Annotated in this window: 19 protein-coding genes; 3 read left to right on the top strand and 16 right to left on the bottom strand. The window is 59.9% G+C overall.

Annotated features, from left to right (window positions below):
* Window positions 1-42: 42 nt before the first annotated feature.
* Window positions 43-657, top strand: coding sequence for a LysE family translocator (locus tag MMS95_RS01280; protein ID WP_015376619.1), 615 nt, complete (start codon window positions 43-45; stop codon window positions 655-657).
* Between the two features lie 35 nt (window positions 658-692).
* Here the strand turns inward: MMS95_RS01280 and kefC are convergent, their stop codons facing one another.
* The 8 genes from kefC to pvcA all read right to left on the bottom strand — a co-directional run bounded on the left by kefC (window position 693) and on the right by pvcA (window position 12,425).
* Complete coding sequence (gene kefC, locus MMS95_RS01275) at window positions 693-2,546, bottom strand: glutathione-regulated potassium-efflux system protein KefC (RefSeq protein WP_021505358.1); 1,854 nt, start codon at window positions 2,544-2,546, stop codon at window positions 693-695.
* Window positions 2,539-3,096: a glutathione-regulated potassium-efflux system oxidoreductase KefF gene (kefF, locus tag MMS95_RS01270; protein ID WP_016929126.1), complete on the bottom strand. Its 558-nt coding sequence runs from the start codon at window positions 3,094-3,096 to the stop codon at window positions 2,539-2,541. Before kefF ends, kefC begins: the two co-directional genes overlap by 8 nt.
* Window positions 3,097-3,267: 171 nt before the next feature.
* Complete coding sequence (gene carB / locus MMS95_RS01265; RefSeq protein WP_242141327.1) at window positions 3,268-6,492, bottom strand: carbamoyl-phosphate synthase large subunit; 3,225 nt, start codon at window positions 6,490-6,492, stop codon at window positions 3,268-3,270.
* Between the two features lie 16 nt (window positions 6,493-6,508).
* Entirely contained in the window at window positions 6,509-7,657 is a 1,149-nt protein-coding gene (carA, locus tag MMS95_RS01260) for a glutamine-hydrolyzing carbamoyl-phosphate synthase small subunit (RefSeq protein ID WP_004932920.1), read from the bottom strand.
* Window positions 7,658-8,127: 470 nt separating this feature from the next.
* On the bottom strand, window positions 8,128-8,949 hold the full coding sequence (gene dapB, locus MMS95_RS01255; protein WP_242141326.1) for a 4-hydroxy-tetrahydrodipicolinate reductase: 822 nt from the start codon (window positions 8,947-8,949) through the stop codon (window positions 8,128-8,130).
* 263 nt (window positions 8,950-9,212) lie between these two features.
* Window positions 9,213-10,472 (bottom strand): nucleotide disphospho-sugar-binding domain-containing protein, encoded by a 1,260-nt coding sequence (locus MMS95_RS01250; protein ID WP_082997244.1) that lies wholly within the window; start codon window positions 10,470-10,472, stop codon window positions 9,213-9,215.
* 24 nt (window positions 10,473-10,496) lie between these two features.
* On the bottom strand, window positions 10,497-11,360 hold the full coding sequence (locus MMS95_RS01245) for a TauD/TfdA family dioxygenase (RefSeq protein ID WP_016929131.1): 864 nt from the start codon (window positions 11,358-11,360) through the stop codon (window positions 10,497-10,499).
* A gap of 96 nt (window positions 11,361-11,456) precedes the next feature.
* Entirely contained in the window at window positions 11,457-12,425 is a 969-nt protein-coding gene (gene pvcA, locus MMS95_RS01240; protein WP_033631761.1) for an L-tyrosine isonitrile synthase, read from the bottom strand.
* A 191-nt stretch (window positions 12,426-12,616) separates the two neighbouring features.
* Between pvcA and MMS95_RS01235 the strand changes: the two genes are divergently transcribed.
* Complete coding sequence (locus tag MMS95_RS01235) at window positions 12,617-13,543, top strand: LysR family transcriptional regulator (protein WP_242141325.1); 927 nt, start codon at window positions 12,617-12,619, stop codon at window positions 13,541-13,543.
* A gap of 271 nt (window positions 13,544-13,814) precedes the next feature.
* On the opposite strand, the gene ispH is transcribed toward MMS95_RS01235, so the two are convergent.
* Genes ispH through ribF form a run of 5 tightly spaced genes read right to left on the bottom strand, consistent with a single transcriptional unit; the run spans window position 13,815 to window position 19,531 of the window.
* Window positions 13,815-14,768: a 4-hydroxy-3-methylbut-2-enyl diphosphate reductase gene (ispH, locus tag MMS95_RS01230; RefSeq protein WP_048326109.1), complete on the bottom strand. Its 954-nt coding sequence runs from the start codon at window positions 14,766-14,768 to the stop codon at window positions 13,815-13,817.
* Window positions 14,749-15,219, bottom strand: a complete 471-nt coding sequence (gene fkpB / locus MMS95_RS01225) for an FKBP-type peptidyl-prolyl cis-trans isomerase (protein WP_004932949.1) — start codon at window positions 15,217-15,219, stop codon at window positions 14,749-14,751. The genes ispH and fkpB overlap by 20 nt, the downstream gene beginning before the upstream one ends.
* A gap of 1 nt (window position 15,220) precedes the next feature.
* On the bottom strand, window positions 15,221-15,730 hold the full coding sequence (gene lspA, locus MMS95_RS01220) for a signal peptidase II (RefSeq protein ID WP_242141324.1): 510 nt from the start codon (window positions 15,728-15,730) through the stop codon (window positions 15,221-15,223).
* 13 nt (window positions 15,731-15,743) lie between these two features.
* Window positions 15,744-18,560 (bottom strand): isoleucine--tRNA ligase, encoded by a 2,817-nt coding sequence (gene ileS / locus MMS95_RS01215; protein WP_242141323.1) that lies wholly within the window; start codon window positions 18,558-18,560, stop codon window positions 15,744-15,746.
* Window positions 18,561-18,592: 32 nt separating this feature from the next.
* A complete protein-coding gene (gene ribF, locus MMS95_RS01210) occupies window positions 18,593-19,531 on the bottom strand; it encodes a bifunctional riboflavin kinase/FAD synthetase (RefSeq protein WP_044029716.1) in 939 nt (312 codons plus the stop codon).
* Between the two features lie 390 nt (window positions 19,532-19,921).
* On the opposite strand from ribF, the gene rpsT reads away from it, so the two are divergent.
* Window positions 19,922-20,185 carry a 30S ribosomal protein S20 gene (gene rpsT, locus MMS95_RS01205; protein ID WP_004932960.1) on the top strand — a complete coding sequence of 88 codons (264 nt, stop codon included), beginning with the start codon at window positions 19,922-19,924 and terminating at the stop codon, window positions 20,183-20,185.
* Window positions 20,186-20,256: 71 nt separating this feature from the next.
* Here rpsT and nhaR read toward each other — a convergent pair whose 3' ends face one another.
* The 3 genes from nhaR to dnaJ all read right to left on the bottom strand — a co-directional run bounded on the left by nhaR (window position 20,257) and on the right by dnaJ (window position 23,876).
* The gene (gene nhaR / locus MMS95_RS01200) at window positions 20,257-21,156 is read right to left on the bottom strand and encodes a transcriptional activator NhaR (protein WP_004932962.1); all 900 of its coding nucleotides are present in this window, start codon (window positions 21,154-21,156) and stop codon (window positions 20,257-20,259) included.
* Window positions 21,157-21,348: 192 nt separating this feature from the next.
* Window positions 21,349-22,515, bottom strand: a complete 1,167-nt coding sequence (gene nhaA / locus MMS95_RS01195) for a Na+/H+ antiporter NhaA (RefSeq protein WP_242141322.1) — start codon at window positions 22,513-22,515, stop codon at window positions 21,349-21,351.
* A gap of 236 nt (window positions 22,516-22,751) precedes the next feature.
* Window positions 22,752-23,876 (bottom strand): molecular chaperone DnaJ, encoded by a 1,125-nt coding sequence (dnaJ, locus tag MMS95_RS01190; protein WP_004932969.1) that lies wholly within the window; start codon window positions 23,874-23,876, stop codon window positions 22,752-22,754.
* Between the last annotated feature and the right edge of the window lie 50 nt (window positions 23,877-23,926).

Here is a 23,926-nt window from a genome sequence, read left to right as displayed (position 1 = left end):
TTATTATCGCCAGATTGCTGCCTTTTGCGCGAGACGTCTCCCATGCTTGAAACTTCGTTGTTCGTCGCCGGCATTGCCGCCCTCGGCATGCTCTCCCCCGGCCCGGATTTTTTCCTGGTGATCAAAAACGCCGCCCGCTACCCGCGGCTGGCCGCCATGATGACCGCCTTCGGCGTGATCTGCGGCGTCGCCACCCACATGTCCTATTGCGTCGCCGGGCTGGCGGTGGTGATCACCACCACGCCGTGGCTGTTCAACCTGCTGAAATACGCCGGGGCAGTCTATCTGGTGTGGATCGGCATCCAGGCGCTGCTGTCGCGCGGCGGCGGCAAAATGAACGTCAGCAATCTGCCGCAGCAGCAGGTCAGCCTGAAGAGCGCCTTTGCGCAAGGCTACCTGTGCAACCTGCTGAATCCGAAAGCCACCCTGTTCTTCCTGGCGGTCTTCACCCAGGTGCTACAGATCGATTCCGGTCTGGGTGACAAGCTGTGGTACGCGGGGATTATTCTCGGCCTGTCGGTCATCTGGTGGCCGCTGCTGGTATTTTTGATCCAGAGCGGGCCGGTGCGCCGCGGGCTGGAAAAGACGCAGAAGATCGTCGACAAATTGCTGGGCGGCATGTTGATCGCCTTAGGCATCAAGGTGGCGCTGAGCTAAGCAAAAAAAGGGGCGCCATCACGGCGCCCCTCCCCTTATCCTTTAGCTTCCACCACTTCATCCTCCGGCGCCTTGCCGTCGATACTGCCGCGCCAGCCGGTTTGCTGCACCCGCGCCAGCCGATTCTGATCCTGCTCGATGGCCGCGCTGAGCATCTCCTTGGCCCGCTGCAGGCTGGCGATACGGAATTCAGTATCCTGGTAATTATCCAGCGTATCTTCCAGCATCTTCAGGTTATAGCGACGGAAGGTGTCCGCTTTCTCGCGCGCCTCATAGGCGTCCAGCCCCAGCAGCTCCAGCGTTTCACGGCCGACGCGCAGCGAGCTTTCGAAGGTTTCGCGCTCGGGTTTTTCCACCCCCAGCTGCCGCAGCTGATACCAGTGATCGACGTCGCGCGCCCGCGCCACCACCTTAAGATGCGGGAAGTGCTGCCTGGCCAGCTCGGTTAACGCCAGGCTGTCCTCCACGTCGTCGATGGCGTTGATCAGCACCTTGGCGTGAGCGGCGCCGGCGGCCTCCAGCAGATCGGCGCGCGTGGCGTCGCCGTAGAACACCTTGGTATCGAATTTACGCAGCGTTTCGATATGGTCCGGATCGTGATCCAGTACCACGGTGTGCACGCCGTTGGCCAACAGTAAACGACCGGCGATCTGGCCGAAACGGCCGAAGCCGGCGATGATCACGCTGGCATTCTCATCATCAATGACGTCAGCCGGGCGATCCTCTTTCGGCGCATTTTTCTCCAGCTGCGCGGCGATCACCAACAGCAGCGGGGTGGCCGCCATCGACAGCGCCACCGCCAGCGTCAGCGACTTGGCCCATTCAACCGGCAAGACGCCGGCCAGCTGTGCGGCGCTGAAAATCACGAAGGCGAACTCACTGCCCTGCCCCAGCAGAATGGCGAACAGGCCGCGCTGGCGCTTCGGCACGCCGAGCAGCGGCCCAATCAGCCACAGCAACGCCGCCTTGATCAACATAAAGCCCAGCAGCAACGAGGCGATCAGCAACGGATGATGGAACAGCGTGCCGAAGTCGATCGACATGCCGACGCCGATGAAGAACAGCCCCAGCAGCAATCCCTTGAACGGCTGAATATCGCTCTCCAGCGCGTGGCGGTATTCCGAGCTCGCCAACAGCACCCCGGCGAGGAACGCCCCCATCGCCATCGACAGCCCGGCCATCTCCAGCAGGATGCCGAAGCCGAACACCAGGAACAACGCCACGGCGCTGAACACTTCGCGCATGCCCGAACGGGCGACGAAGTGCAGCAGCGGACGGGTGACGTAGCGGCCGAGCAACACCACCATCGTCAACGCGCCCACCACCTTGGCCGCCGACAGCATGAAAGCGCCCAGCGTGGTGGTGGCGCCGCTGCTGGCCAGCAGCGGGATCATCGCCACCAGCGGGATCGCCGCGATATCCTGGAACAGCAGCACCGCAAACGCGCTGCGGCCGATCGGCGACGGCGTCAGATTGCGTTCGCTCATCGCCTGCATGGCGATGGCGGTAGATGAGAGCGCCAGCGTCAGGCCAATCAGCAACGCCACCTTCCAGTTAAGGCCGAGGAAGTAACAGAAGGCGCTCAGCGCCAGGCCGCAGCCCACCATCTGAATGCTGCCGCCGCCGAACACCGAGGCGCGCAGCGTCCACAGCCGTTTGGGATCCAGCTCCAGGCCGATGATAAACAACATCAGCACCACGCCGATCTCGGCGAAGGTCAGGATCGACTCGGCGTCGGACACCAGCTTCAGCCCCCAGGGGCCAATGATGCAGCCGGCGATCAGGTAACCGAGCACCGAGCCCAGTCCCAGGCGCACCGCGATCGGCACAAACAGCGCCGCGGAGCCGAGATAGATCAGCCCCTCGATCATCATGTGGTGATTATCCATGGCTGGCCTCCCGGGTTTCCGCTTCGGCATGTTCCATCAGATAGTCGACCAGCCGCTGGCGGTAGGCTTCGCCGGCGGCGAGCAGCGCCGGCTCGTTGCAGGTAAAGGTATTGTGCACGGCGAAATAAGGCAGCCAGGTCATGCCGCAATAGATCGCCGTGGCCTGCAGCGGCTGCGCCAGCGCGGCGAAGTTGGGGAAATCGCCCAGCTCGAAGTGGTGCTCGTCGCCGCCGCTGGTCACCGCCCACAGGCAGTCTTTACCCACCAGCGCATTGCCGTCGTGGCCGTAGGCCCAGCCGTGCTCAAGCACTTTGTCGATCCACAGCTTCAACAACGGCGGGAAGCTGTACCACTGCATCGGATGTTGCAGCACCACCAGGTCGGCGCGTTCCACCGCCCGCTGCTCGGCGTTGATGTCGATATTGAAATCGGGGTACAGCTCATACAGCGAGCGCACCTCCACCTCGGGGAGATCCCTCACCGCCTGCAGCAGGCGGTGATTGGCATGCGAATGCCGGGGATACGGGTGAGCATAAATTATCAGAATCATTGTTATCGTCGTTCCTTCGTTCCTTGCCAATACACCAAGCATATACCAATCACACAGAGTGACAGTTTGCCCACTGATTGATAGCGGAAATTTTTAACGCCAGCCGACAAATTCGCTGAATAAAAAAGGGCGCTGCATCTGCAGCGCCCCTTACGTTGCGTTCTCGCGCGGTTACTTGCCGATGCGCGCGTGCATTTCCTGCACCGACGTCACCTGCTCGGTCGGATCCGCTTTCAGCGCCATCGCGGTGGCGAAGCCGCCGTTCAGCGTGGTGTCGTAGTGCACCTTGTACTGCAGGGCGCTGCGGCGAATCAGCTTGGAGTCCTCAATCGCCTGACGGCCTGCCGTGGTGTTGACGATGTAAGTGTACTCGCCGTTCTTGATACGGTCCTGAATGTGCGGACGCCCTTCGTGCACCTTGTTGACCAGGCGCGGGTTGATGCCCGCTTCGCCCAGCACCACCGCGGTGCCGTGGGTGGCGTCCAGCTCGAAGCCCTGCTTCAGCAGGCTGGCGGCCAAATCGACCACGCGAGCCTTGTCGCCTTCGCGCACCGACAGCAGCGCGCGGCCCTGTTTCTTCATGCCCGAGTTGCTGCCCAGCATCGCTTTGGAGAAAGCTTCCGCGAAGGTGCGGCCCACGCCCATCACTTCCCCGGTAGAGCGCATTTCCGGCCCCAAAATCGGGTCGACACCCGGGAATTTGTTGAACGGCAGCACCACTTCTTTCACCGAATAGTACGGCGGGATGATCTCTTCGGTCACGCCCTGCTCGACCAGCGTTTTGCCCGCCATCACGCGCGCGGCCACTTTGGCCAGCGGCACGCCGGTCGCTTTGGACACGAACGGAACGGTGCGCGCGGCGCGCGGGTTGACTTCAATCAGGTAGACTTCGTTGTCTTTCACCGCGAACTGCACGTTCATCAGGCCGCGCACCTGCAGCTCGAACGCCAGTTTTTCCACCTGGCGACGCATCACGTCCTGAATTTCCTGGCTCAGGGTGTACGCCGGCAGCGAACACGCGGAGTCGCCGGAGTGCACGCCCGCCTGCTCGATGTGCTCCATGATGCCGCCAATCAGCACGCGTTCGCCGTCGCAGATGGCATCAACGTCCACTTCCACCGCGTCGTCCAGGAAGCGATCGAGCAGCACCGGCGCATCGTTGGATACGCTGACCGCAGTCTGGAAGTAGCGGCGCAGGTCGGTTTCGTCGTAGACGATTTCCATCGCCCGGCCGCCCAACACGTAGGAAGGACGCACCACCAGCGGATAGCCGATGGCCGCCGCCTTCTCGACCGCCTGTTCGATGGCGGTGACGGTGGCGTTGGCTGGCTGCTTCAGGCCCAGACGGTTGACCGCCTGCTGGAAGCGCTCGCGGTCTTCGGCGCGGTCGATGGCGTCCGGGCTGGTGCCGATAACCGGCACGCCTGCGGCTTCCAGCTCGCGCGCCAGCTTCAGCGGAGTCTGGCCGCCATACTGCACGATCACGCCTTTCGGTTTCTCGATGCGCACGATTTCCAGCACGTCTTCCAGCGTTACCGGCTCAAAGTACAGGCGGTCCGAGGTGTCGTAGTCGGTGGAGACGGTTTCCGGGTTACAGTTGACCATGATGGTCTCGTAGCCGTCTTCACGCAGCGCCAGCGAAGCGTGCACGCAGCAGTAGTCAAACTCAATGCCCTGGCCGATGCGGTTCGGCCCGCCGCCCAGCACCATCACTTTCGGCCGGTCGTTGGTCGGATTGGACTCGCACTCTTCTTCATAGGTGGAGTACATGTAGGCGGTGTCGGTGGCGAATTCCGCCGCGCAGGTATCCACGCGCTTGTATACCGGATGCAGGCCGTAGCTGTGGCGCAGCTTGCGAATTTCGCTCTCGGCGACGCCGGCCAGCTTGGCCAGACGCGCATCGGCGAAGCCTTTGCGCTTCAGAGTGCGCAGGAAGTCTTTGTTCAGGCCGTTGATGCCCGCCTCGGCCACCTGCTCTTCCAGGCGCACCAGCTCTTCAATCTGCACCAGGAACCAACGGTCGACGTTGGTCAGGTTGAAAACGCCGTCAACCGACAAACCGGCGCGGAAGGCGTCGGCGATGTACCAGATGCGGTCGGAACCGGCGTCTTTCAGCTCGCGGCGGATTTTGGTCAGCGCTTCCGGATCGTCCAGGCTCACTTTCGGATCGAAGCCGGTGGCGCCCACTTCCAGACCGCGCAGCGCTTTTTGCAGCGATTCCTGCTGGGTGCGGCCGATGGCCATCACTTCACCGACCGACTTCATCTGGGTGGTCAGGCGATCGTTGGCGCCGGCGAACTTCTCGAAGTTGAAGCGCGGGATCTTGGTCACGACGTAGTCGATGGACGGTTCGAACGACGCCGGGGTGCGGCCGCCGGTGATGTCGTTCATCAGCTCATCGAGGGTGTAGCCCACCGCCAGCTTGGCGGCGATCTTGGCGATCGGGAAGCCGGTGGCTTTCGACGCCAGCGCCGAAGAGCGCGATACGCGCGGGTTCATTTCGATGACGATCAGGCGGCCGGTTTTCGGGTTGACCGAGAACTGCACGTTGGAGCCGCCGGTTTCGACGCCGATCTCACGCAGCACCGCCATCGAGGCGTTGCGCATGATTTGGTATTCCTTGTCGGTCAGGGTCTGGGCCGGCGCGACGGTGATCGAGTCACCGGTGTGGATGCCCATGGCGTCGAAGTTTTCGATGGAGCAGACGATGATGCAGTTGTCGTTCTTATCACGCACCACTTCCATCTCGTACTCTTTCCAACCGATCAGCGATTCATCGATCAGCAGCTCGTTGGTCGGCGACAGGTCCAGGCCGCGTTCGCAGATTTCTTCGAACTCTTCACGGTTGTAGGCGATGCCGCCGCCGGTGCCGCCCATGGTAAAGGAAGGACGGATGATGCACGGGAAGCCGACGTCAGCGGCCACCGCCAGCGCTTCTTCCATGGTGTGCGCGATGCCGGAGCGCGCGGTATCCAGACCGATCTTCTTCATCGCCACGTCGAAACGGCGACGGTCTTCGGCCTTGTCAATCGCATCGGCGGTGGCGCCGATCATGGTAACGCCGAACTCGGCCAGCACGCCCTGACGCTCCAGTTCCAGCGCGCAGTTCAGCGCCGTCTGGCCGCCCATGGTCGGCAGCACCGCATCCGGGCGCTCTTTTTCGATGATCTTGCGCACCACTTCCCAGTGGATCGGCTCGATGTAGGTGGCGTCGGCCATTTCTGGGTCGGTCATGATGGTCGCCGGGTTGGAGTTGACCAGAATGACGCGGTAACCCTCTTCGCGCAGCGCTTTACACGCCTGGGCACCCGAGTAGTCGAACTCACACGCCTGGCCGATAACGATCGGGCCAGCGCCGAGGATCAGGATGCTTTTTATGTCTGTACGTTTTGGCATTTTTTACTGCTCCTGATTATTTGGCGTTAGAACGGTAAGTCTCAATCAGTTCGATAAAGTGATCGAACAGCGGCGCGGCATCGTGCGGGCCTGGGCTGGCTTCCGGGTGGCCCTGGAAGCTGAACGCCGCTTTGTCGGTGCGGTGAATGCCCTGCACCGTGTGGTCGAACAGCGATTTGTGCGTCACGCGCAGGTTCGCCGGCAGATTGTTCTCATCTACCGCAAAGCCGTGGTTCTGCGCGGTGATCATCACGGTGTTGTTGTCCAGATCCTTCACCGGATGGTTGCCGCCGTGGTGGCCGAGCTTCATCTTCATGGTTTTCGCCCCGCTGGCCAGCGCCAGCAGCTGGTGGCCCAGGCAGATGCCGAACACCGGAATGTCGGTTTCCAGGAACTGTTTGATGGCGGTGATGGCGTAGTCGCACGGCTCCGGATCGCCCGGGCCGTTGGACAGGAAGATGCCGTCCGGATTCATTTTCAGCACCTCGTCGGCCGGGGTCTGCGCCGGCACCACGGTCAGGCGGCAGCCGCGATCCACCAGCATGCGCAGGATGTTGCGCTTGGCGCCGTAGTCGTAAGCCACCACGTGGAACGGCAGTTCCGCGGCGGTTTTGGCTTCGGGCAGGTCGCCTTCAAGCGTCCAGCTGCCTTGCTGCCAGCTGTAGGCCTCTTGGGTGGTGACCTCTTTCGCCAGATCCATGCCCTTCAACCCCGGGAAACCTTGCGCCTTGGCCAGGGCCAGCGCGGCGTCCGGCGAATCGGCGGCGATGATGCAGCCGTTCTGGGCGCCCTTCTCGCGCAGCAGGCGGGTCAATTTGCGGGTATCGATATCGGCGATCGCCACGATGTTGTGACGCTTGAGGTAGTCGGACAGGCTTTCTTCGTTGCGGTAGTTGCTGGCGATCAGCGGGAGGTCGCGAATGACGAGGCCTTGGGCGTGTACTGCGGAGGATTCTTCGTCGGAAGCATTGGTGCCGACATTGCCGATATGAGGATAAGTAAGAGTAACGATCTGGCGGGAATAGGAAGGATCAGTGAGGATTTCTTGATAACCGGTCATCGACGTATTGAAGACCACTTCCCCCACTGCCGTTCCCTCTGCCCCGATGGCCCGACCGTGGAATTGGGTTCCGTCTTCCAGAACCAATAGCGCTGACTTTATCAAAACACCCTCCAAGGAATAATCAATCACAATATTTGCATATTAATTCAGATATCGCGATCTAAATCAATGCAAAAACCGTCCGCGAGGCCAATTTTTGGCAAATTGGGCGCATTTTAATGATGAGTGCCTGGCTTGTCTACCCAAACTGCCGTTTTTTGTTTTATTTTTGCAGTTCTCGGCGCTCATGCGGCTTGAGCGCCGATAAAAACACAGAAAACCGGGGCTGGAAAACGGTTGCGGGGAAGAATGACGGAAAATAGCGCCGGAATGGGACAAAAAAGACGCTAAAAAAGCCGAGGGTGGAAAAAAAGGAGATGATTAGCAAAGTAAACACAGATAAATGACAGTTTTGATAATGAAACAAAATCAACACGATATTTATCATGTTAAAAAAAAGGACAATAAAATTATTGCCCGATTATCATAGCATTATGATCAATACAACCACATCACGATGGTATGCAAATCAATTATAACTGGTCCAAATTCAACACGTCGCGCATATCAAATAAACCTTTATCCCGGTTATGCAGCCAGGAAGCCGCGCGCACCGCACCGCTGGCAAAAGTCATACGGCTGGAAGCCTTATGGGTAATTTCCACCCGTTCACCGATGTCGGCGAACATTGCGGTGTGCTCGCCGACGATGTCGCCGGCGCGAATGGTGGCAAAGCCGATGCTTTGGGGATCGCGTTCGCCGGTATGGCCTTCGCGCGCATAGACCGCACAGCTTTTCAGATCGCGCCCCAGCGCGCCGGCGATCGCTTCACCCATCGCCAACGCCGTGCCCGACGGCGCATCCACTTTGTGGCGGTGGTGCGCCTCGACGATTTCGATATCGGTATAGTCGCCCATCACCTGCGCGGCCTTCTCCAGCAGTTTCAGCACCAGGTTGACGCCGACGCTGAAGTTGGCGGCGAACACGATGCCGATATGCTGCGCCGCAGCGCGGATCGCCTGCTTGCCGGCGTCATCGAAGCCGGTGGTGCCAATCACCATCGCCTTGTGGTGCGCCACGCAAAAATCCAGGTAGTTCCAGGTGCTTTCCGGGCGGGTGAAGTCGATCAAAATGTCGAACTCGCTCGCCACTTTCTCCAGGCTGTCGCTTACCTTAACGCCCAGCGCACCAATGCCCGCCAGCTCGCCGGCGTCGACGCCGATCAGGCTTGAACCCGGGCGCGACAGCGCCGCGCCCAACACCACGCCTTCCGCCTGCTGCACCGCCTGGATCAACTGGCGGCCCATCCGGCCGCCGGCGCCCGCAATCGCAATGCGGATTTGTGAATCACTCATGCTTGCTCTCTTCTTGATTTGACGCCTATCCCATTAGGCTATCGATTCAGGGTAACTGCCCCGCTGCAGCGCCGCCAGAGGATTCATTTCATAATTAGAAAATTATGATATTCCCCCGTTTTCATCAGCGGCGCTGTCGTGAGATTAACATTCAACCGATTTGGCGGCCTGCGACGATTGTACATAATCATGCAGTTTCCATGGCAAAAAAATGCAGAAAAAAGGCGCCGAAAACGGCGCCTGGAGAAAGGATCACAGCGAGATCAGGCGGTAATGGCGGCCACTTCGTTGGCGATCGCCGTCAGCGCATCGTGGCGGGCATAGTCCTCACGCACCAGTGCCGCGCGCTGGCGATAGATCGGCTGCTGCAGAATGCGCGTCGCCGCCGCCAGGATCTGTTCAGGGCTTGGCGTGCTGGTGTGCAGGCTGATGCCGCAGCCGGCGGCGACCACGCGCGCGGCCGCCTCCAGTTTGTCTTCGCCGGTGCCGGCGACGATCAGCGGCACGCCGCTGTTCAGCGCATAGTTGATCGAGCCGTAACCGCCGTTGGTGATCAGCAGCGCCGTCTCCGGCAACCAGCGTTCGAAGGAGATAAACTCCCGCACTCTGGCATTGGCCGGCAGCGCGTCCATCAGCCCTTCGGTCGCCCGCCCGCCGGTGGTGGCCAACACCCGCACCGGCAGATGCGCCAGCGCCTGCAGCGTCGGCACGATCAGCTGATGCAGATCGACATTGGCCAGCGTGCCCTGAGACACGATCACCAGCGGCCGACGATCGTCCTCCTCCCACAGCGCCTCTTCCGCGGCCGGTTGACCACCGCTGCGCAGCGGCCCGACGAAGCGCACACCGCTCGGCAGGTCGTCGCGCTCATATTCCAGCGCCGTGGTGGCCAACTGCAGGAAACGCTCGCAGCCGCCGATCAGCGCATCGGTGAACGGGCGATCCAGCGCCCGTCCCCCCGCCTGCACCAGCGCCACATCGAAGCTCTGCTGCACCTCATCAAGCAACACCCGCGTCGCTTCATCCACCAGCTGCTCACGGGTCAGCGCCTGCGGCAGCAGCGCCGGCGGGATGCGCGGGCCATAGAAAATGGCGTCGCGCGAGGAATACGACAGCGGCGTGACCCCGATACCGAAGACCGGCGGCCGTTCGGCGGACTGCAGCAGCGGCAACACGCCGTAGAAGCAGTTCTCCACCATCAGCAGATCGGTCTTTTCGGCGGCGATGGCCGCACGCAGCTGACGATCCAACAGCGGGATCGGCGCGGCGAAGAAATCTTTCAGCGCCAGCGCCATCTGTGCATTGCCCGGCGGCAGCGCGGCGCGCTCGGGGAAGTGCTGCTCCAGGTGACGGTAATCGAAGTCCACCTGTGCGTCGAACGGCACGAAGCTCGCGCCCACCGCCTCGGCGCGTTCGCGGAACAGCGCGCCGGTCATCACCCGCACCTGATGCCCTTGGGCAATCAGGTGGCGAGCGATGGCCAACATCGGGTAAACGTGCCCCGGAGTGGCGACCGCCGCCATCAATATCCTTGCCATAATGCTCCTTTACGCTTCTGCGTTAGCCGGCTTCAGCGCCAGATTGGCGCACACCGGGTTGCTCTGAATATGCACGCGCTGCAAATGACGCGCGGAACGGGCGGTGAAGCCCTCACGCCCATGCAGCAGCGAGAAGTTGTCCGCCACCACCACGTCGCCCTGTTGCCATTGGTGGGCATAATAGTGACGCGGATCGTACAGATGCTGCTGCAGAGTGTGGTGGAACTGTTCCTGCTGTTGTTCCGGCACGCCGTGATATTCCAGCGCATGTTGATTGAGGAATTTTTTCCCCTCCGTCGGCGGTTCATTGTAGCGCATGATCAAGCCCCTGCCGTTCGGGTGCTGCACCACCAGCGGCGAACAGACTTCACCGCCGTAGTGCACCACCTGCTTGATGCGGTAGGTGATCGAGACCGACAGCCACTGATCCAGCAACGCTTCGTCCGCATTGGCCAGCAAGCGCGTGGTGTCGACGAAGGTCGTGCACCCGCCTTCGTCCGGCGACGGCGCCGCCACGCAGTGGAACAGCTGGAACTCGGGAATAGTCGGCTTATACATGCCATCCCAATGCAGCGGGACGTAGCTGCTGTCGAAAATATGATCCTTGGCGTCCGGATGTTCCTTCACGTCCAGCACCGCGCCAAACGGCCACATCATGATCTCGCCCCACTGCTCGGCGTAGCGCGTCAGAACCTCCCCATCACTGAAACCGGAGTCGAATCCGCGCAGCACCAGCAAGTGATGCTCCTGCGCCAGCGCCCGCAGCGCTGCCACCGGCAGTTCGCCGATCTTTTGCCCCGGATGCTGCGGCGTCAGGATCGCGCCAAACGGGGTATTCGGTTGAATATGGCAATTAAGCGGTTGGTTATTCATCGGTGATTCTCCTTGCATCGAATGTGCTGCTCACACGGCAACGTGCCGTCAAAAACGCGTCCGCCAGGATTTCGGGCGCAAAAGCCTGCAGCGGCCTCAGGCCATCTGCGGTTGTTCGATCAAGTAATGGCTCGGCGTGCCGCGGATCTCCACCAATTCGCCGTTCAGGCTCTGTGCATCTTTACGCTTCATCAGCACAAACTGGCCGTTCACGTTGGCTGCCACGCCATGCCACGGCGTCAGCCAGTCGTCTTTGGTCGGCATCATGTGGATGCCTATCTTCAGGCTGTCGGCCGGCTGCGGGTGAATCGACAGGCGGATCGCCGCCGGGAAATGCTGGGCCAGCAGGTTGCCCCAGGCCCAGCTGCGCTGGATAACACCGCAGGCGCGCCGTTTGGCGTCTTTTTGCAGCGCGGCGTTGGAACCGCTGTAGCCCGGCAGCTGGCTGTCTTCATACAAGAAGCGCGTGATGGCGCGATACAGCATTAATCCCTGCTCGTCCTGCATCAGCTGGCGCTTGATCGCCTCTTCCGATTCGGCATAGCCGTCCACCAACAGCCGGCGCAGCAGATCGTAGTCATCGGTATGCTCCGCCAGGCCTTTGACGTCGCCGAGGTTGAATACGCTGAGATGCGTCGCGCCCACTTCATGCAGCAGGCTTTCAATCTCACGTTGATAATGGTTGATCGCTTCGTCGCTGACGCGGATCAGATCGCCGAACACGTGGCCGTCGGAACAGATAACGATATGCGCGCCCGGCGGGTAATAGAGTTGAATGCGCTGGCACAGCGAGTTCAGGAAGATCAGCGACAGCCGCTCCGCCATGTCCGGCGCCGCGCCTATCACCTTATTGGCGTTGGGTGACTTGGTCGGAAAAGCTGGCAGCACGAATTCGATGCGCTGGTCGTTTTCAATGAATGCCCGAATGCGCGGCAATTGCACCTGAGTGACCTGCCGCTCTTCTTCAGCCAGAGAGGCATCGTCGGCGATGAGGCGACGTCGATATTGCAATAATTCACGTAGGATTTTTAATGCTATTTCTTCTTTTTTCTGTGCGCTATCCACAATGAGCTCCTGTTGCGATGTGGCGCGGGTGTATTATTGGCAAGCGCAATAAGATTTATCAAAAAGAGATAAAGCGCATGCAAAATAATAATCAGCCCGTCGTTTATATGCTTCAGGCAATATAGGAAAGATGGTGCTATATTATTAGCCCGTATAAATCACAATCTAGGTTAAGTTGTGCTTAACAAACTATGAGCAATATTTTAAAACGCATGGCCATTTTCTCAAAAGTGGTCGATTGTGGCGCATTCAGCATGGCGGCAAAAGAATTGGGCATGACGACATCGGCCGTCAGCCAGCATATTCGCCAGCTGGAGGAACATCTGGGCATTCAATTACTGTTGCGATCGACGCGCTCATTGAGCCTGACCGAAGCCGGATTGTGCTTTTATGAAGATTGTCTGCTGATGATCCACGCCGCCGAGCGCGGGCAACAGCGGATCGCCGCGCTGCGCGGCGAGCTGGTCGGTGAACTGCGCGTCGCCACCTCGACCGAATTCGCCACCCATTATCTGGTGCCGGCGCTGCAGAGCTTCCTCGACGAACACCCGCGCATCACGCTGCGGTTGGAAATCCACGATGAGAGAATAGACCTCATCGCGCAACGCATCGATCTGGCAATACGCGGCGGCGCGCTGGCTGACTCCAGCTACGTCTCAACGCGGCTGGCGCGCTGCCGCGAAGTGCTGTGCGCTTCCCCGGCCTACCTGGCACACCACGGGGTGCCGGATTCGCCGCAGGCGCTGACCCATCATCATTGGGTCACCTTTACGCCGCTCGGCAATCCGCAGTTTGTTCGCCTGATCCATCGCGACGGCGGCGAGCACCGCATGCGCATGACCGGGCGACTGTTCACCAACAGCGGCATGGCGATGAAGGAGCTGGCGCTGACCGGCAAAGGCATCATTCGCAATTTCTTCGCCAACGTCGAGCGAGAGTTGCGCAGCGGCGAGCTGATTGAAATATTGCCCGACTGGCGATTACCGGAAATTAATTGCTATGCCATTATGCCGCGACGGGAGATCCAGCCATTAAAAGTCCGGCGATTGCTGGAACATATGAAGCTCTATTTAAAGGAGAAAGGATTAAACGACCTAGAACAGATTCGAAAAGAATAAAATAAGAAACATCTGCAAGACTACTATTGTAATTATTGTAATCACGTTGACGACACCAGGCCCTATTTAGATTGCAGCCTAATGATATTCTATTTAATGACTTCATTCAGCCTATATAATTAATGACGCCACCGCTATTTCAAATACTCAGAATAAATTTGACTTTAGTTAGCAGAAAATTTGAATATACTCAGCATTTTATTTTTAATGCCGTTGGCATTCCAAAAAAAACGGGAAGCCTAAGCTCCCCGTTGTCATTCACTCACGCACCTCAGTCAATCTGACGGACGTCCACGCGTAGCTCTTTCGGCACTTCGAACACGATGTTCTCTTCACGCCCGCTGATTTCATGCACGTCCAGGCCGCCCAGCGCTTTCAGGCGAGAGATCACCTCCTGCACCAGCACATCCGGTGCCGAGGCGCCGGCGGTAACGCCGATATTGCGCGCTTCGCTCAGCCAGCTTTCCTGAATATCCGCCGCCGAATCGATCAGATAAGCCGGTTTGCCGACGCGCTGCGCCAGTTCCGCCAGGCGGTTAGAGTTGGAGGAGTTCTTCGACCCCACCACCAGCACCACGTCCGCATCGCCGGCCAGGTTGCGCACCGCTTCCTGACGGTTGGTGGTGGCGTAGCAAATGTCATCCTTACGTGGCCCGATAATATTCGGGAAACGCTGACGCAGCGCGTCGATCACGTCCGAGGTATCATCCACCGACAGCGTAGTCTGCGTCATGAAGCACAGGTTGTTTTCGTCCTTCACCTGCAGCTTCCACACGTCATCCGGCGACTCGACCAGGTACATGCCGCCCTGCGGATTGCTGTACTGGCCCATGGTGCCTTCCACCTCCGGGTGCCCGGCATGGCCGATCAGAATCGCTTCGGTGCCGCGGCGGCTGGCGCGCGCCACTTCCATATGCACCTTGGTCACCAGCGGACAGGTGGCGTCGAACAGCATGGTCAGATCGCGCGCCTTGGCTTCGGCGCGCACCGCCTGAGAAACGCCGTGCGCCGAAAAGATCAGGATAGAGCCGTCCGGCACTTCGGCGATCTCTTCGATAAACACGGCGCCGCGCTCACGCAGGCTGTCGACCACGTAGCGGTTGTGCACCACTTCATGTCGCACGTAGATCGGCGCACCGTACAGCTCCAGCGCACGTTCCACGATGCTGATCGCACGATCAACCCCGGCGCAGAAGCCGCGCGGGTTAGCCAGCAATATTTGCATGCGTCTCCTCCTGCTGCGGATCGATCTCCAGCACTTCGATATCGAAGGTCACCGGATGGCCCGCCAGCGGATGGTTGAAATCGACGGTGATCGAATCTTCCGCCACCGCGCGCACCACGCCCGGCATTTCACTGCCGTCGATGGCGGTAAACAGCATGATGGTACCTACGTCCGGCACGCCGGTTTCCGCGAAGTCGCGGCGCGAGAAGAACTGGACCAGATCCGGATTCTCCGCGCCGAACGCCGCTTCCGGCTGCAGGGTAAAGGCGCACTTGTCGCCCGCGCGCAGGCCGAGCAGTTGCTCTTCCAGCGGCGCCGACAGGCTGCCGTCACCCAGGCGGAACAGCGCCGGTTTGCCGCTGCTGCGGGTGGATTCGGCGGTCGAACCGTCTTCCAGTTTCAGCGTGAAGTGAACCAGCACCGCGCTGTCACTGATAACCTGAGCCGTCATATTACTCACCTTTACTCTTTGCGCCTTTACTCGCCGGCGACAGGAAACCTTCCAGCACGATCATCGCCGCACCCACGCAGATAAAGCTGTCCGCCAGATTGAAGGTCGGGTAGTGCCAATCACCGACGTAGAAGTCGATGAAGTCGACCACGAAACCGTGCCACAGGCGATCGAACAGGTTGCCCAACGCCCCGCCGATAATAAAGGCGTAGGCGATGTTGTTCAGCTTCTGCTGCGCCGCGCTGCGGTACATCATCACCAGCAGCACCGCGACGATAGCGATGGCGATGCCGGCAAAGAACCAGCGCTGCCAACCGCCATGGTCGGCCAGGAAGCTGAACGCGGCGCCGTAGTTGCGCGCGTAAAACAGGTTGAACGACGGGATCAACGGCTGGGACTGGCCCAGCGTAAAGTTAGCGAGGATCCACTGTTTGCTGCCGAAATCCAGCGCCAGCACCGCCACTACAACCCACAGCCAACGCAGGCCGGTCGAACAAATTGGTTTACTCATCAGGCGCAAGTTCTCAGGCAAAGTTACGCTTCTCGCCGTCACCGGCGACGTTGCTCACACAGCGGCCGCAGATGTCTGCATGCTCCGCCACCAGGCCGATATCGGTGGTGTAATGCCAGCAGCGCGGGCACTTCTCACCTGGCGCTGTGCTGAAGGCGATCTTCAGCCCTTTCAGCAGCTCGGAGGCCTGCGCATCGGCTGGCGCATTCGCCAATGGCGCAACGCTTGCCGCAGAGGTCAACAACACAAAGCGCAGCTCATCCTGCAGGCTATTCAGACGCGCCGCCAACTCGCTGTCGGCATACAGCGTCACCGCCGCTTCCAGCGAACCGCCGAGGCGTTTGTCGGCACGCGCCTGCTCCAGCACCTTGTTCACTTCACCGCGCACTTTCAGCAGCTCAGCCCAGAAAGCGTCGTTCATCGGCTCGCCTTCCGCCAGCCCGAACAGACCGTCGTACCACTCTTCAGTGAACACGTACTGCGCGCGTTTGCCCGGCATGAAGCCCCAGATCTCGTCTGCGGTGAACGACATGATAGGCGCCATCCAGCGCACCAGCGCTTCGACGATGTGATACAGCGCGGTCTGGCAGCTGCGGCGAGCGACGCTGTCGCTCTTGGCGGTGTACTGACGATCCTTGATGATATCCAGGTAGAAGGAGCCCATCTCGACCGAGCAGAACTGCATCAGGCGCTGCACCACTTCGTGGAAATCGTAGTTGGCGTAAGCCTGCTCGATATCCTGCTGCGCCGCCAGCGCGCGGCCGACCGCCCAGCGATCCAGCACCACCATGTCTTCCGGCGCCACGCAATCGGTGCTTGGCTCAAACCCGTTCAGGTTGGCCAGCAGGAAGCGCGCGGTGTTGCGGATGCGGCGATAAGCGTCGGCGGAACGCTTGAGGATCTCGTCGGACACCGCGATCTCGCCGGTGTAATCGGTCGACGCCACCCACAGACGCAGAATGTCGCCGCCCAGCTTGTTCATCACGTCCTGCGGACTGACGGTGTTGCCGATCGACTTGGACATCTTGCGGCCCTGGCCGTCGACGGTGAAGCCGTGGGTCAGCACTTCCTTGTAAGGCGCTTTGCCCTTCATCGCGGTGGAGATCATCAGCGATGACATGAACCAGCCGCGATGCTGGTCGGAGCCTTCCAGATACATGTCGGCGCCGTGGCCGTTAAACTCAGGGCGCACGTCGACAACCGAGGCGTGGGTGGAACCGGAATCGAACCACACGTCCAGCGTATCCGGCACTTTCACGTAGTCGGCGGCTTCCGCGCCGAGGATGTCGGCCGCGTCCAGATCCCACCAGGCCTGAATGCCGTCTTGCTCGACGCGCTTGGCCACTTCTTCCATCAGCTCAACGCTGCGCGGGTGCAGCTGCTCGGTCTCTTTATGCACGAACAGCGACATCGGCACGCCCCAGGTGCGCTGACGCGAGATGCACCAGTCCGGGCGGTTGGCCACCATCATTTCGATGCGCGCCTGGCCCCAATCCGGGATCCACTGCACGCCCTTGATCTCTTCCAGCGACTGCTGACGCAGGCCTTTCTGATCCATGCTGATGAACCATTGCGGCGTGGCGCGGAAGATGATCGGCGTCTTGTGGCGCCAGCAGCACGGATAGCTGTGCAGGAACTTCTCGACGTGCAGCAGCGCGCCTTTGTCACGCAGCAGATCGACGATCAGATCGTTGGCCTTGAAGACGAACTTGCCGTCCAGCAGCGGGTAGGTGCCGGTCAGGTAGCAGCCGTTCGGCCCTACCGGGTTGGCCACTTCCAGGCCGTATTTCTGGCCGATCACGAAGTCGTCCGGGCCGTGGCCCGGCGCGGTATGCACCGCACCGGTACCGGCGTCCAGCGTCACGTGCTCGCCGAGGATCGCCGGCACGTCGAAGTCCATGAACGGGTGTTTGAAGCGCAGCAGCTCCAGATCGGCGCCTTTGCAGCTGCCCAGCACTGTCCACTCGGTGATGCCGGCGCGTTTCATCACGCTTTCCACCAGTTCGGCCGCCAGGATCAGGCACTGGCCGTCAACCTGCACCAGCTGATAGGTGAAGTCCGGGTGCAGCGAGATCGCGCGGTTGGCCGGCAAGGTCCACGGCGTGGTGGTCCAGATAACCAGCGAGATGGCGCCGTTGAAGTGGCTCACGCCGAACTTGGCCGCCACGGCAGCCGCGTCGGCCGCATGGAAGGACACGTCGATCGACGGCGAAGTCTTGTCGTAGTACTCCACTTCCGCTTCCGCCAGCGACGAGCCGCAGTCGGTGCACCAGTGAACCGGCTTGGCGCCTTTCAGCAGGTGGCCGTTGCTGATGATCTTGCCCAGCGCGCGGATGATGTTGGCTTCGGTTTTGAAGTCCATCGTCAGGTACGGACGATCCCAGTCGCCCAACACGCCCAGACGGATGAAGTCCTTCTTCTGGCCTTCAACCTGCTCGGCCGCGTACTCGCGGCACTTCTGGCGGAACTCGGCCGCCGTCAGCTTCTCGCCCGGCTTGCCGTACAGTTGCTCAACCTTCAGTTCGATCGGCAGGCCGTGGCAGTCCCAACCCGGCACATAAGGCGAGTCGAAGCCGGCCATCCCTTTCGACTTGATGATAATGTCTTTGAGAATCTTGTTAACCGAGTGACCAATGTGAATGCTGCCGTTCGCATACGGAGGGCCGTCATGCAAAATGAAGGTTTTTTTGCCCTTTTTGGCAGTACGAATAATCCCGTACAGATCCTGTTCATACCAACGTTGCAGCATGCCAGGTTCGCGCTTGGCGAGATCGCCGCGCATCGGGAACCCTGTTTCCGGCAAGTTCAGGGTATTCTTGTAGTCACTCATGAGATTCTCGGTTCCGTTTTCGGCTATAGAGATTAAACCGGTGTCTGTAGCCCGAAGAACTTCCGGGCCGTCACCACATCATTGGCGATTTGCTGCTTCAGGGCATCGAGCGAAGCAAACCGCTGTTCATTGCGCAATTTTGCGCGGAGCACCACCTCAATATGGCGCCCGTAAAGATCCATTGTGACATCCAGCAGATGCACTTCCAGCTGCTGGCGCACGCCGGCGACGGTCGGGCGCGTGCCGATATTGGCCACGCCCGGCAGCGGCTTCGGCCCCAGGCCGTACACTTCCACCGCATACACTCCTTTCACCGGTGCCACCAGACGCTTGAGCGGCAAATTGGCGGTCGGGAAGCCGATGGTGCGCCCCAGCTCGTCGCCGTGCACCACGCGCCCGGAAATGCTGTACGGGTGGCCCAGCAGGGTCTCCGCCAGCGGCAGATCGTCCTCGCTCAGCGCGGTGCGGATCGCGGTGCTGCTGATGCGCCGCTCGCCTTCGCGGAAGGTCGGGGTGCTGACCACGTCGAAGCCGTACTCTTTTCCGGCCTGCTGCAATAGCGGAAAATCGCCCTGACGCCCGGCGCCAAAGCGAAAATCATCCCCCACCATCAGGAATTTGACGCCCAGTTTTTCCACCAGCAGCTCGGCGACGAACGCCTGCGCGGTGTTGGCGGCGAAACGCGGATCGAACTTGACGCACAGCAGGTAATCGACGCCCGCCTGCGCCAGATAGTTGGCCTTGTCGCGCAGGCGCGTCAAACGGGCCGGCGCTTTGTCTGCGGCGAACATCTCCAGCGGCTGCGGCTCAAAGATCATGACCATCACCGGCAGCCCGAGGCGTTTCCCTTGTTGCTTCAACTGCTCCAGCAGCGCCTGATGACCGCGGTGTACGCCGTCAAAGTTGCCGATAGTGAGCACGCAACCATGGTGGCGCGCCCGGATATTGTGAATGCCGCGAATTAGCTCCATAGCTGGCTCAAAACAGTGGAAATCGGCGGATTATACCTTGTACAGCCGGTAAGGTTAACCCGCGATTGGTGCCTTTATGTAATAGACATACCATACCGGAGATAATCTGCGCGTGAAACGGCTTCACCGCAGTTTATCCGGCGCCGCCGGGCCGATTCTCGACCGCGGCCAACGGCTTGCGCCCGCCGCGGCAAATCATTGGCGAATTTTCTCGCGAAACACTGTATTCCCAAGAGCGAAGCTGGTAAAATCCTGCGCCATCACAACGTAGCGAGTGCCGCCTGTACAAACGGCGCTTATTTGCACAAATCCATTGACAAACGAAGGCTAAAAGGGCATATTCCTCGGCCTTTGAATTGTCCTCAATAGAATATATTTGGGAGTTGGACCTTGGCTAATATCAAATCAGCTAAGAAACGCGCCGTACAGTCTGAGAAACGCCGCAAGCATAACGCAAGCCGTCGCTCAATGGTGCGTACCTTCATCAAGAAGGTAGACGCAGCTATCGCAGCTGGCGACAAAGAAGCAGCACAAAATGCATTCCTGGTAATGCAGCCACTGGTGGACCGTCAGGCAGCTAAAGGCCTGATCCACAAAAACAAAGCAGCGCGTCATAAGTCAAACCTGACTGCACGCATCAACGCAATGCAATAAGCATTTCGTTATCTGCTTGATAAAAAAACCGGCTCAGGCCGGTTTTTTTACGTCCTGCGTTCAGTGAACCGCTAGCAGGAAAACAGCGCCGAGAAGTCTTTGTTGCAGACGCGCTGCACCGCCGGATGCTGGATCATGCGCTCGGCGAAGATGATGTAATACTCCTCCTGCACGCTGTCAATGCGCCCAATCTCCACCACGTTGTCATCGTTGTAGGTATCCTGCGCATACAGCGTCGGCGCCACGAAGATCGCATTGTGGTACATGCCAAAGGCCTTCATCAGCGCCGCATCGTCGAACTCGCCCAGAATTTCCACCTGAATGCCCTGCGTATTGAACCAGTTGAGCAGCTTGCGCCCCAGCATCGAACGGCGGCCGGGGATCAGCAGCTTGCGCTGCTCCAGACAAGCCGGGAACGGCAGCTCCGGCGCCGGCTGGCGACAGAAAAAGCTGATGCCGCACTCGCCCAGCTTCAGCGAGAACAGCCCTTCCTGCTGGCTGGAGTCCACCGGGCAATCCGACAGGATCATATCCAGCTTGTGCTGGCTGAGCTGCTCCAGCAGCATCTCGTGCGTCGATTCAAAGCAACGCAGGTGGATCTGCTCGTTGTCCACCACCACCGCCGTTTCCAATACCTGGCTGACCAGCCGCTTCGACAGCGCGTCCGCTACGCCGACGTCGAACAACAGGTTGGACTCTTTGCGGTAGTTGACGATATCCAGCATTTCCTGGCTGAGCATAAACATCTTGTCGGCATAGCGGAACACCAACTGCCCCAGCTCCGAAGGCACCAACCCGCGCCCCTGGCGTTTGAACAGCTTGCCGTCCAACCGCTCTTCCAGCGCTTTGATCTGGCCGGTGATGGTCTGCGGCGTCAGAAACAACGCTTCGGCGGCACCGACCACGGAACCGGCCTTGCAGACCTGCCAGAAATAGTAAAGGTGATTAAAGTTGATATGCGACATCCTCACGAGCGGCTCTCCTTAACAACGTTTCGCAGCGGCAAACGGTGTGCCGTGACGAGCGACAAACTTCCTTTCCCTGCTTCAGACAACGTATAGCCCCATTAGTCCCAACGAAGAACGGCCGAAGCTGCACATATTTTATACCGTACAGCTCCGACCAGCCATTTTATTATGTGCCCTTACCGGGCACATTCAGGATTAACGCACGCGCGGCAACGCCAGACGCAGTAATCCATACCCTACCACCGCCGCAGTGGTGGAGCCCAACAGGATCCCCAGGCGGGAATAGGTGCTGAGCGCCGCATCCGCATCGCCGAACGCCAGCGAGGCGATAAAAATCGACATGGTAAAACCAATGCCGCAAAGCACCGAAACGGCAAACACCTGTTTGAAGCCGATACCTTCAGGCAAACGGGCGATGCCCATTTTCACCGCCAGCAGGCTGAAGAGGAAAATCCCCAGCGGCTTGCCGATAAACAGGCCAGCCGCAATCCCAACCGGCAGCAGCGACGTCAATCCCTCCAGCGATACGCCCTGCAAAGAGACCCCGGCGTTGGCGAAAGCGAACAGCGGCAGGATCATGAACGCCACCCAAGGGTGCAGCTCATGCTCCAGCGTTTCCGACGGCGATGGCCCCTTTTTGACGTTCAACGGGATCATAAAGCCGACAATCACCCCGGCCAGCGTCGCATGCACCCCCGACTTGAGGATCGCCACCCACAGCACCAGGCCGACTATCATGTACAGCGAGGTCTTGCCCACGCCGCGCCAGTTCATCACCGCCAGCAGCGCCGTCGCCGCCGCCGCCACGCCCAGCGCCACCATCGACACTTCGTGGGTGTAGAACAGCGCGATGATGATGATCACGCCCAGGTCATCGATGATCGCCAGCGCCAACAGGAACACTTTCAGGCTGGTTGGCACGCGGTTGCCCAGCAGCGCCATGACGCCCAGCGCAAAGGCGATGTCGGTCGCGGCCGGGATCGCCCAACCCTGGCGGGTAACTTCATCCGCGCCGTTGAACAGCAGGTAAATCAGCGCCGGCGCCAACATGCCGCCCAGCGCGGCGATCGCCGGAAACACCGCCTTGTCACGCCCGGACAGCGAGCCTTGCATCAGCTCGCGCTTGACCTCGAGCCCCACCACCAGGAAGAAGATGGCCATCAGGCCGTCGTTTATCCACAGCAGCAGCGGTTTAGCGATCTCCAGCGAAGCTACCTTCACCATCACCGGCAGGTTAAGGAATGCCTGATAGATCCCCTGCGCCGGGGTGTTGGCCATGATCAGGGCGACGATCGCCGCCGCGATCAGAATGATACCGCCCGCGGCTTCCTGACGTAAAAATTGACGAATGATGTTAGTCACAGTACGTCTCTCCAAATCTGTGCAGGACATAGCGCCCTGCGAACCACAGTCATGAAGTGAGTATAGAGGGCGTTTTAGTTCGAAAAAATAAGTTTATAAATGCTAAATAACTCGAAAAAACCAATAAAAAGCACGAATAAGTCACATTTACGTTGTGGAATTAGCGGTTCGGCGCGCAAATAAAAACCCCGGGACAGAAGCCCGGGGTTCGCACATAAGCCAACAGAAACAGCAGGTTAGCGAGTCAGATCGTCAAAGAACTTTTTCACCCCGTCGAAGAAGCTCTTCGAGCGCGGGCTGTTCTTGTCGCCGGACGGGCCACCCAGGCTCTCTTCCAGCTCACGCAGCAGCTGCTTTTGCTTGTCGTTCAGATTGACCGGGGTTTCCACCACCACGCGGCACAGCAGGTCGCCCTGGCTGCCGCCACGCACCGATTTCACGCCCTTGCCGCGCATGCGGAACAGCTTGCCGGTTTGGGTCTCCGAAGGCACCTTCAGTTTCACCCGGCCGTCCAGCGTCGGTACTTCAATCTCGCCGCCCAGCGCCGCCATGGCGAAGTTGATCGGCACTTCACAGTACAGGTTGTTGCCTTCACGCTCGAAGATCGGGTGCGCCTTCACCTGCACCTGAACGTACAGATCGCCCGCCGGTGCGCCGTGCTCGCCGGCTTCGCCTTCACCCGCCAGGCGGATACGATCGCCGGTATCCACGCCGGCCGGAATTTTCACCGACAGCGTTTTGGATTTTTCTACCCGGCCGTGGCCGTGGCACTTGTTGCACGGATCTTTGATGATCTGACCGCGGCCATGGCAGTGCGGACACGCCTGCTGCACGGTGAAGAAGCCCTGACGCATCTGCACCTGGCCCTGGCCGTGACAGGTTGGACAGGTGACCGGCGAACTGCCCGGTTTGGCGCCGCTGCCGTGGCAGACGTCGCACTCTTCCAGCGTCGGGATGCGGATCTCTTTGGTGACGCCACGTACCGCTTCCTCGAGGGTCAGCTCCATGTTATAGCGCAGATCGGAACCGCGGCTGGCGCGCTGACGGCGGCCTCCGCCGAAGATGTCGCCAAACACGTCGCCAAAGATATCGCTGAAGTCGGCGCCGCCGCCAAAGCCGCCGCCGCCCATGCCGCCCTGCTCAAAGGCCGCGTGCCCATACTGGTCGTAGGCCGCGCGTTTCTGATCGTCGGTCAGGACTTCGTAAGCTTCTTTAACTTCTTTAAACTTGGTTTCGGCGTCTTGTTCCTGGTTGCGGTCAGGATGGTATTTCATCGCCAGGCGTTTGTACGCCTTTTTGATCTCACGTTCATCCGCCGTCTTGCTGACGCCGAGAATCTCGTAATAGTCTTTCTTCGCCATTCTTTCGCTTACCCTTAACATGCGTGCACGGGCGCAGAGTTGCCTCGACG

It is taken from the genome of Serratia sp. PGPR-27 (assembly GCF_022678525.1).
GTDB classification, from domain to species: Bacteria; Pseudomonadota; Gammaproteobacteria; order Enterobacterales; family Enterobacteriaceae; genus Serratia; species Serratia nematodiphila.
The sequence above is the reverse complement of the archived record's forward strand: the minus strand, read 5'-3'. Positions and strand labels throughout refer to the sequence as shown.